This window comes from Enterobacter sp. UCD-UG_FMILLET (genome assembly GCF_000762975.1).
In the GTDB taxonomy this organism is placed as follows: domain Bacteria; phylum Pseudomonadota; class Gammaproteobacteria; order Enterobacterales; family Enterobacteriaceae; genus Enterobacter; species Enterobacter dykesii.
Map to the genome: position 1 here is coordinate 227,466 of NZ_JRJC01000047.1, position 8,729 is coordinate 236,194.

10 protein-coding genes are annotated in these 8,729 nt (G+C 52.6%); 7 read left to right on the forward strand and 3 right to left on the reverse strand.

All coding sequences use genetic code 11. From position 1 onward, the window contains the following. Window positions 1-63: 63 nt before the first annotated feature. Complete coding sequence (locus LA04_RS22275; protein ID WP_047653242.1) at window positions 64-1,173, reverse strand: anion transporter; 1,110 nt, start codon at window positions 1,171-1,173, stop codon at window positions 64-66. After that, the gene (mntR, locus tag LA04_RS22280; RefSeq protein WP_045355726.1) at window positions 1,170-1,643 is read right to left on the reverse strand and encodes a manganese-binding transcriptional regulator MntR; all 474 of its coding nucleotides are present in this window, start codon (window positions 1,641-1,643) and stop codon (window positions 1,170-1,172) included. Before mntR ends, LA04_RS22275 begins: the two co-directional genes overlap by 4 nt. A gap of 183 nt (window positions 1,644-1,826) precedes the next feature. Here mntR and mntS point away from each other — a divergent pair, with 183 nt between their 5' ends. Together mntS and LA04_RS22290 are read left to right on the forward strand one after the other, a co-directional pair. Beyond that, window positions 1,827-1,955 (forward strand): manganase accumulation protein MntS, encoded by a 129-nt coding sequence (mntS, locus tag LA04_RS22285; RefSeq protein WP_014831181.1) that lies wholly within the window; start codon window positions 1,827-1,829, stop codon window positions 1,953-1,955. Window positions 1,956-2,238: 283 nt separating this feature from the next. Next, window positions 2,239-3,822: a phosphoethanolamine transferase gene (locus LA04_RS22290; protein ID WP_047653243.1), complete on the forward strand. Its 1,584-nt coding sequence runs from the start codon at window positions 2,239-2,241 to the stop codon at window positions 3,820-3,822. Between the two features lie 89 nt (window positions 3,823-3,911). Here the strand turns inward: LA04_RS22290 and ompX are convergent, their stop codons facing one another. After that, complete coding sequence (ompX, locus tag LA04_RS22295; RefSeq protein ID WP_023310884.1) at window positions 3,912-4,430, reverse strand: outer membrane protein OmpX; 519 nt, start codon at window positions 4,428-4,430, stop codon at window positions 3,912-3,914. 354 nt (window positions 4,431-4,784) lie between these two features. On the opposite strand from ompX, the gene rhtA reads away from it, so the two are divergent. From rhtA to LA04_RS22320, 5 genes are all read left to right on the forward strand, one after another. Further along, window positions 4,785-5,672, forward strand: a complete 888-nt coding sequence (gene rhtA / locus LA04_RS22300) for a threonine/homoserine exporter RhtA (RefSeq protein ID WP_047653244.1) — start codon at window positions 4,785-4,787, stop codon at window positions 5,670-5,672. Between the two features lie 299 nt (window positions 5,673-5,971). Beyond that, complete coding sequence (gene dps, locus LA04_RS22305; RefSeq protein WP_010428924.1) at window positions 5,972-6,475, forward strand: DNA starvation/stationary phase protection protein Dps; 504 nt, start codon at window positions 5,972-5,974, stop codon at window positions 6,473-6,475. A 362-nt stretch (window positions 6,476-6,837) separates the two neighbouring features. Continuing rightward, window positions 6,838-7,581, forward strand: a complete 744-nt coding sequence (gene glnH / locus LA04_RS22310; RefSeq protein WP_013097464.1) for a glutamine ABC transporter substrate-binding protein GlnH — start codon at window positions 6,838-6,840, stop codon at window positions 7,579-7,581. A gap of 84 nt (window positions 7,582-7,665) precedes the next feature. Beyond that, window positions 7,666-8,325: a glutamine ABC transporter permease GlnP gene (glnP, locus tag LA04_RS22315; RefSeq protein ID WP_014169254.1), complete on the forward strand. Its 660-nt coding sequence runs from the start codon at window positions 7,666-7,668 to the stop codon at window positions 8,323-8,325. Next, window positions 8,322-8,729: ATP-binding cassette domain-containing protein (locus tag LA04_RS22320; RefSeq protein WP_047653245.1), on the forward strand; the 408-nt coding region annotated here is incomplete at its 3' end. The genes glnP and LA04_RS22320, both read left to right, overlap by 4 nt.

The window sequence follows — 8,729 nt, forward strand, 5'->3', positions numbered from 1 at the left end:
ATGCCGTTCACTAAAGCTAGGACGTTGCTATACGTTTGCCAGGAAAAACTGACAAATTGCGCACTATATGAGAAGGAATATTCCGAAACCGATCGCCGCGGCCCAAACCAGCATCGGAATCGACCAGACGTGGAAACGCCACCAGATGCGACGGTCGTTGGCCATACGCAGCGCAATCAGGTTTGCCAGCGAGCCGGGCAGCAGCCCAAACCCGCCGATGTTCACCGCCCAGGCCAGGAGCGTATCGGGCGGAACATAGTTGAGCAGCAGAATGGTGGACGGCACGTTGCTGATAAACTGCGACAGGCCAATCGCCGTCAGCCACAGTCCCGGCTGAGACAGCGTGCTGACGCTGTGCAGAACGTTCTGCAGCACCGGAAGCTGGATAAGAAGATGCACATCAATAAACATCGCCATAAAGACCAGCAGCAGCGTCCAGTCCACGCTCACCAGCACGCGACGCGCCAGGACGACAAACCCCGCGGCAACGAGCAGGACGCCCGCCAGCTCATACTTCAGCTCCAGCGCGAACAGAAAGACGATGTATAACCCGAGGCAGCTCCACACCAGGCGCGGCTGCCACTGCGGGCCGGTTGTTCCGCTGTGGTACTGCAGCTTTTTATCCCGAAACGCAAACCAGCACACCGCCATCAGCGACAGCATCATCACCAGCGCCAGAGGGGCCATCTGCCAGGTAAAGGCGGCAAACGACAGACCGGACCGTCCCCACAGAAGGATATTTTGCGGGTTGCCGATTGGCGTCAGAAGCGAGCCCGCATTGACGGCCAGTGCTTCAAAGATGATCAGCCGGCTGACCGGGATCTCGCACAGCTTACGCAGCGTGAGCGTGAGGGGCACGATGATAAACAGCGCCACATCGTTGGTCAGAAACGTCGACAGCACCGCGGCGGAGAACACCATAAACAGGGACAGCCTGCGCTCGGTGGCAAAGCGGCGCACCATTTTACGGCCCAGAACGTCAAAATAGCCGCTCAGCTCGACCCCTTTGGTGAGCATCATCAGGCCGCTCAGGGTAATGATGGTTCGCCAGTCAATCGCGGCGGGCCAGGCGTGTGGCGCAAACGGCACAAAGAGGCTTAACCCTGCGCCAATGAGTAATAAGAGATGGAAGAAACGATCGCGTGCCAGGGCCTGCAGTCCAGGGATTTTCATTCAGCGGAGGGACCATATTTAAGGGTAAATTCGCGAAACTTCACCAGCGTCTCTTCGCTCACGTGGTGTTCCATTCCTTCCGCATCCCGGCGGGCAATCTCCGGGCTGACGCCCAGCACCAGCAAAAAATTCTCGACAAGCTGGTGGCGCTCGCGGCTCTCCTGCGCGAGCTTCTCCCCTTCCGGCGTCAGAAAAACACCGCGCCAGGGGATCATTTCAATTAAGCCCACGGAGGCCAGGCGTTTTAACATTTTAGCGACAGTTGGCTGTGAAACCCCCAGCCTGGCGGCCATATCGACCTGGCGCGCTTCACCAACCTCACGAATCAGATCGGAAATGAGTTCAACATAGTCATCAATCAGTTCACGCCGGTGCGCTTCACGGACCTGGCGAAAACCTTCGACATGTTCTTCAACATTCACCAGTTGCGTCGTTTTCCTGATTGTCGGATGACCTGCGCGACGGTTCATTGTACTTCCTCAGTGGGGTGACGCTTCCAGCGCCCGGTTTCGAGAGCGCACATTGTAAACCATAGCTCCGCAAGCACAAAAAATTAACGAAATAGCCATAGCTATACAATATAGCCTGTGCTATATCTGTATGTAATGCAGTCACCCTTCACGGATCGAAGGGATCAAAACTCAGGAGGTCTTATGAACGAATTCAAGAGGTGCATGACCGTGTTTACCCACTCTCCCTTTAAAGTGCGCTTAATGCTGTTGAACATGCTGTGCGATATGTTTAACAACAAACCGCATCAGGACGACAAACCTTCCCACTAAGCGGCGTTGCGGTACGCCGCTTCATTTTCCCGTCACAATCTCGCTGTAAACTGGCTTCCAGCCGCCTTATTCCCGATCTTTTTTACGGATTTGCAATCCCCTTCGCAAAACATCTGCTTAGCAACTGTTGATATTATTTAGCGCTCGCACTATCTTCTTGCAGCCCTGCACAATTTGCGGCTCGCTGAAGCGGACCCTCATTCCCTCTCCACGCACTGTCAGGCAGGTTATGACCCTTGACGCCAGGGTGAGCACATGGCGTTTTCATCCATGATAGTGACCTATGAATGTTACCCTGATAGATACCGTTGTTACCCGCAGCCGGGCCTTAAGCCCGTGGACGGGTTTTTACTTTTTGCAGTCATTACTGATTAACTTTGCGCTGGGTTATCCCTTTAGTCTGCTCTACGCGGTGGCCTTTACCTGCGTTCTGCATTTGCTGTGGCGAGCCGCACCGCGCGTGCAAAAAGCGTTAATCGGGATCTGTTCGCTGGTCGCTGCACTCTATTTCCCGTTTGGTCAGGCTTACGGCGCGCCAAACTTTAATACCCTGCTGGCGCTGCACTCGACCAATATGGAAGAGTCAACAGAGATCCTGACGATTTTCCCGTGGTACAGCTACGTGGTCGGGCTCTTTATCTTCGCGTTGGGCGTTATCGCCATCCGCCGTCAGTCGGGCGAGAAAAAATCCTGGGGTAAGATCGAAATACTCTGTCTGGTGTTCAGCGTTGCCGTGGCGTTTGTCGCCCCCATCCAGAATATTCCCTGGGACGGTAAGCTAAGGCTCAGCAATATCGGCTATCCGGTTTTCCGCTTCGTGAAGGACGTCGTTGTCAATAATAAAGAGGTTCTCGACGAGCAGGCGCGCATGGCTGAGCTTTCCAATATGAAAGACACCTGGAACGTGCTGGCCGTTAAGCCGAAATATCACACCTATGTGGTGGTGATTGGCGAAAGTGCCCGTCGCGATGCAATGGGAGCCTTCGGCGGACACTGGGATAACACACCGTTTGCCAGTTCGGTCAAAGGCACGCTGTTTACCGATTACGTCGCGGCCAGCGGCTCGACGCAGAAATCGCTCGGCCTGACCCTAAACCGTGTCGTCGACGGCAAACCCCAGTATCAGGATAATTTTGTCACCCTGGCAAACCGCGCGGGTTTTCAGACGTGGTGGTTCTCTAATCAGGGGCAAATTGGCGAATACGATACGGCCATCGCCAGTATCGCCAAACGCGCTGACGAAGTGCAGTTCCTGAAAAATGGCGACTTCGAAGCCGACAAAAACACCAAAGACGAAGCGCTGTTGAAAATGACGGCACAGGTCTTCGCCACCCCGCGCACCCAGCCTCAGCTGATCGTCCTGCACCTGATGGGGTCGCACCCGCAGGCCTGCGATCGGACTGGCGGGAAGTACGCTGAATTCGTGCAGTCCAAAGAGACCTCTTGCTATCTCTACACCATGACGCAAACCGACGACCTGCTGAGCAAACTGTACGATCAGCTACGCAATACGGGCGACAGCTTCTCGATGGTCTATTTCTCGGATCACGGGCTGGCGTTTAAAGAGCGTGGTAAAGAGGTGCAGTATCTGGCGCACGATGACAAGTTCCAGCAGAACTTCCAGGTGCCGTTTATGGTGCTGTCGAGCGACGATAAAACGCATCGCGTGATTAAAGCGCGTCGTTCGGCAAATGATTTCCTGCAGTTCTTCTCGCAGTGGACGGGAATTACAGCCGAGCAGATAAAAACGGCTTACCCGTTTGTCTCTAACAAGAAAGCTCCCCCAGTGTACGTTACCAACTTCAAGTTACAGAAAGTTGACTACAACCATCTGGGTACGGATATTTTTGATATTAAGAGTAAGTAGCGATCTGATGCCCTCACCCCACGGGGAGAGGAAAAAAACAAAAAAAATCCGCCACATTGGGCGGATTTTTTATTTAATCACCGAAGTGATTAGAAGCGGTAACCTACGCCCGCGATCCAGGTGCCAACGTCAACGTTGCGGATACGGCTCTGCTCATAGGAGAAGTCCAGAGCAACGTCCTGGATTGGGTTGAACTGCAGGCCTGCGCCATAGGAGAAGCCATAGTCGCTGTTGCTTGCAGTGCGGCTTTCGCTCTGGTTTTCAGTCTGCTGGAATTTACCGTAGCCAACACCTACAACACCGTAGATGCTCGCCCAGTCGTTCAGACGGTAAGCTGGACCAGCGGTGATGCCGTAGTACTGGCCTTTGTTGTATGCGCCGTTTTCAGAACGATCTTTCTCGGTGTAAGTGAAAGAACCGATCACGCCCAGTGGATTGTTATCCTGTTCGTAGCGATACTTCAGGTTGAAACCGTTAGCTTTGTTCATCACGCCCTGATAGTCGCTCTGAGCGTAACCACCAGTAACAGTAGAAGTAGCAGCTACAGCGGTACCTGCGGAAACAGCCAGTACAGCGGCCAGTGCTGAAAGACATGCAATTTTTTTCATAACCACCTCAAATGTGCTTCAAGTAAGTCCGTAAGTTTTAAATATATCAAAAAAATTTGCGAAACTCTTTGTGATTCGTGATGTCTAATGAAACCTTTCCTGTAACAGAACGTTTCCAGCCTCAGCTATCTCTTTCAAATCACATGCAATTTTCACTACTAAATGCGCATATTGCGCGCACGCGCCGTTACATTCATCCAGATTATTCCTAATCTATCAGGCGATAAATCCACCAGCGCTTAACCATTTTACGGATTTGACACGGTTTTTTTTCAACAGCGCCTCAACCGTTGCCGCTTATTTCCTTTACACTGCAACCTTTACCTCATTTGACATAAGCTGACAGGAGAAAGGATGCCTGGGTTATCCCGCACGTCGTCGGTCTGGTTGCCGGTCGCAGTCATACTCATTGCCATGTTGTCCATTCAAAGCGGTGCTTCGCTTGCAAAATCTCTTTTTCCGCTGGTAGGGGCACCAGGGGTGACAGCCCTGCGTATCGTGCTGGGCACGGCGATACTGGTGGTCATTTTCAAACCCTGGCGTCTGCGCTTCAAAAAGGAGCAGCGTTTACCCCTGCTGTTTTATGGACTTTCCCTCGGGGCAATGAACTATCTGTTCTATCTCTCTATTCAGACGATACCGCTGGGGATCGCCGTCGCGCTGGAGTTTACCGGCCCGCTGGCGGTGGCGCTTTTCTCCTCGCGACGTCCGGTCGATTTTATCTGGGTCGTGTTAGCCGTTCTGGGCTTATGGTTCCTGCTGCCGCTGGGCCAGAGCGTCGCTGAGATCGATCTGACGGGCGCAGCCCTGGCGCTGGGAGCTGGCGCCTGCTGGGCCGTCTATATACTTACGGGCCAGCGTGCAGGAGAAGAGCACGGTCCGGCGACCGTCGCGCTGGGGTCCCTGATCGCTGCCATCGTCTTTGTGCCCATCGGCATGGCGCAGGCGACCGAATCTATCTGGCAATGGTCGGTCATGCCCATCGGGCTGGCGGTCGCGATTCTGTCTACCGCACTTCCCTACTCTCTGGAGATGATTGCCCTTACGCGTCTGCCGACGCGCATATTTGGTACGCTGATGAGCATGGAGCCTGCGCTAGCCGCCATTTCCGGGATGGTGTTTCTCGACGAAACCCTGACATTGACCCAGACGCTGGCGCTCTGCTCGATTATCGCGGCATCAATGGGCTCGACGCTCACCATGCGCCCGGAACCTAAAGTTGAGAAAGTGGATATCAGCTAAGGCCATATATTCTGCATGGCTTCCATGCCATGCAGAATAAAGGCCAAAAAGACAGACGTTATAATTTTTTACATTCTTTGCGCTATTTTCGAAATATCCCTCTGCGTTTACACGCCTAACCAGCAATTAAGATTGATCTGTATCAAGTAAAAAATAAATCTTTAATTTCAATTAATTAAATTCTCAAGCCACTTCTCGCTATTAAACCGATAGGCACAGCCAAACCGCAGAGAAAAAATCCGGTGCTATACTTAGTTCCGTAATTACCTGGGACATAAACATCAAGAGGATATGAGATTATGAGTACCGCTAAACTGGTGAAAACGAAAGCGTCTAATTTGCTTTATACCCGTAACGATGTATCGGATAGCGACAAAAAGGCGACCATTGAGTTGCTGAATCGCCAGGTGATCCAGTTCATCGATCTTTCGCTGATCACCAAACAGGCCCACTGGAATATGCGCGGTGCAAACTTTATTGCCGTTCATGAAATGCTGGATGGCTTCCGCACAGCACTGGTGACCCACCTCGATACGATGGCTGAACGTGCCGTTCAGCTAGGCGGCGTGGCGCTGGGTACCACGCAGGTGATCAACAGCAAAACGCCACTGAAGAGTTATCCGCTGGATATCCATACCGTTCAGGATCACCTGAAAGAGCTGGCGGACCGCTACGCGATTGTGGCCAATGACGTGCGCAAAGCGATTGGCGAAGCCAAAGACGAAGATACTGCAGACATTTTCACCGCCGCGTCCCGCGACCTGGATCAGTTCCTGTGGTTTATCGAATCTAACATCGAATAATTCATACGAATTTTCTATCAAACCCTCGCCCTTCGGCGAGGGTTTTGCACATCTGTGGTGCACAGTTTTTGTCTGCACACCTGCAAAAGTGAACGAAATGTAATAATCACCTCACACAACCGTTAACGGAAGATTGTTTTTTCGTCAGAATTTACGCTAAATATCTCCCCGTCAGTTGGGCCAAACGAAGCGCACCAAAACGGTGCTTCACTTTGGTGCAATAAAGCCTCATTGCCCCATTTATTGTGCAATGCATGACATCATCCCCTTTGCAAAACAATAGCTTGTAAAGTTGGCACGATTTTTTCATTGTGCCACCTGTTCTCGCAGGGGATCGCCCCGTGGATATAAAAGGAAATGCTATGAAGTCTGTATTAAAAGTTTCACTGGCTGCACTTACCCTGGCTTTTGCAGTGTCCTCTCAGGCTGCCGACAAACTGGTTGTGGCGACCGACACGGCGTTCGTTCCGTTTGAATTCAAACAGGGTGATAAATACGTTGGTTTTGATGTGGATCTGTGGGCCGCTATCGCAAAAGAACTCAAGCTGGATTACACCCTGAAGCCTATGGACTTCAGCGGCATCATTCCGGCACTGCAAACCAAAAACGTTGATCTGGCACTGGCAGGCATCACCATTACCGATGAACGTAAAAAAGCGATCGACTTCTCTGACGGCTACTACAAAAGCGGCCTGCTGGTGATGGTCAAAGCCGATAATAACGACGTAAAAAGCGTGAAAGATCTCGACGGCAAAGTGGTGGCAGTGAAGAGCGGCACCGGTTCTGTTGATTACGCGAAAGCAAATATCAAAACCAAAGACCTGCGTCAGTTCCCGAACATCGACAACGCGTACATGGAACTCGGCACCAACCGTGCTGACGCTGTTCTGCACGACACGCCTAACATCCTGTACTTCATCAAGACAGCCGGTAACGGCAAGTTCAAAGCCGTTGGCGAGTCTCTGGAAGCGCAGCAGTACGGTATCGCGTTCCCGAAAGGCAGCGACGACCTGCGCACGAAAGTTAACGGCGCGCTGAAAACGCTGAAAGAGAACGGCACCTATAACGAAATCTACAAAAAATGGTTCGGCACCGAGCCTAAATAATAAGACGTAAAAATGACGTTCACTCGGGGGCGACCTTTCGCCCCTGCTATTTTTGAAACACGGTAACAGTAACAGGAAATTATCATGCAGTTTGACTGGAGCGCCATCTGGCCTGCCATTCCTATCTTGCTTGAAGGCGCTAAAATGACCCTGTGGATTTCGGTCCTGGGTCTGGTTGGTGGGTTGATTATCGGTCTTGTCGCCGGTTTCGCCCGCACCTACGGCGGCTGGATCGCAAACCACATCGCACTGGTTTTCATCGAAGTGATCCGCGGCACGCCTATTGTCGTGCAGGTCATGTTCATCTACTTCGCCCTGCCTATGGCGTTCACCGACCTGCGCATCGACCCGTTCAGCGCAGCCGTCGTCACCATTATGATCAACTCAGGCGCCTACATTGCGGAAATCACCCGCGGTGCGGTGCTGTCGATTCATAAAGGTTTCAGTGAAGCCGGTCTGGCGCTAGGTCTTTCTCGTCGCGAAACGATCCGCCACGTTATTCTGCCGCTGGCGCTGCGTCGCATGCTGCCGCCGCTCGGTAACCAGTGGATCATCAGCATTAAAGATACGTCGCTGTTCATTGTTATCGGCGTGGCCGAGCTGACCCGTCAGGGACAGGAGATCATTGCTGGCAACTTCCGCGCGCTGGAAATCTGGAGTGCGGTAGCCGTTGTCTACCTGATCATTACTCTGGTTCTGAGCTTCGTTCTGCGTCGTCTTGAAAGAAGGATGAAAATCCTGTGATTGAATTTAAAAACGTTTCCAAGCACTTTGGCCCAACCCAGGTGCTGCACAATATCGATCTGAACATCAAGCAGGGTGAAGTAGTGGTGATTATCGGGCCATCCGGCTCCGGTAAATCCACCCTGCTGCGCTGCATCAACAAGCTGGAAGAGATCACCAGCGGCGATCTGATCGTCGACGGCCTGAAGGTAAACGACCCGAAAGTGGACGATCGTCTGATTCGTCAGGAAGCGGGCATGGTGTTCCAGCAGTTCTACCTGTTCCCGCACCTCACGGCGCTGGAAAACGTGATGTTTGGCCCGCTGCGCGTGCGCGGTGCCAGCAAAGCGGCAGCGGAAGCGCTGGCAAAAGACCTGCTGGCGAAAGTCGGCCTGGCAGAACGTGCGCACCACTACCCTTCCGAG

Excerpts from the sequence above, each read along its gene's own strand:
- LA04_RS22275 (WP_047653242.1), bottom strand. The coding sequence starts at position 1,173 with ATGAAAATCCCTGGACTGCAGGCCCTGGCACGCGATCGTTTCTTCCAT.
- mntR (WP_045355726.1), bottom strand. The coding sequence starts at position 1,643 with ATGAACCGTCGCGCAGGTCATCCGACAATCAGGAAAACGACGCAACTG.
- mntS (WP_014831181.1), top strand. The coding sequence starts at position 1,827 with ATGAACGAATTCAAGAGGTGCATGACCGTGTTTACCCACTCTCCCTTT.
- LA04_RS22290 (WP_047653243.1), top strand. The coding sequence starts at position 2,239 with ATGAATGTTACCCTGATAGATACCGTTGTTACCCGCAGCCGGGCCTTA.
- ompX (WP_023310884.1), bottom strand. The coding sequence starts at position 4,430 with ATGAAAAAAATTGCATGTCTTTCAGCACTGGCCGCTGTACTGGCTGTT.
- rhtA (WP_047653244.1), top strand. The coding sequence starts at position 4,785 with ATGCCTGGGTTATCCCGCACGTCGTCGGTCTGGTTGCCGGTCGCAGTC.
- dps (WP_010428924.1), top strand. The coding sequence starts at position 5,972 with ATGAGTACCGCTAAACTGGTGAAAACGAAAGCGTCTAATTTGCTTTAT.
- glnH (WP_013097464.1), top strand. The coding sequence starts at position 6,838 with ATGAAGTCTGTATTAAAAGTTTCACTGGCTGCACTTACCCTGGCTTTT.
- glnP (WP_014169254.1), top strand. The coding sequence starts at position 7,666 with ATGCAGTTTGACTGGAGCGCCATCTGGCCTGCCATTCCTATCTTGCTT.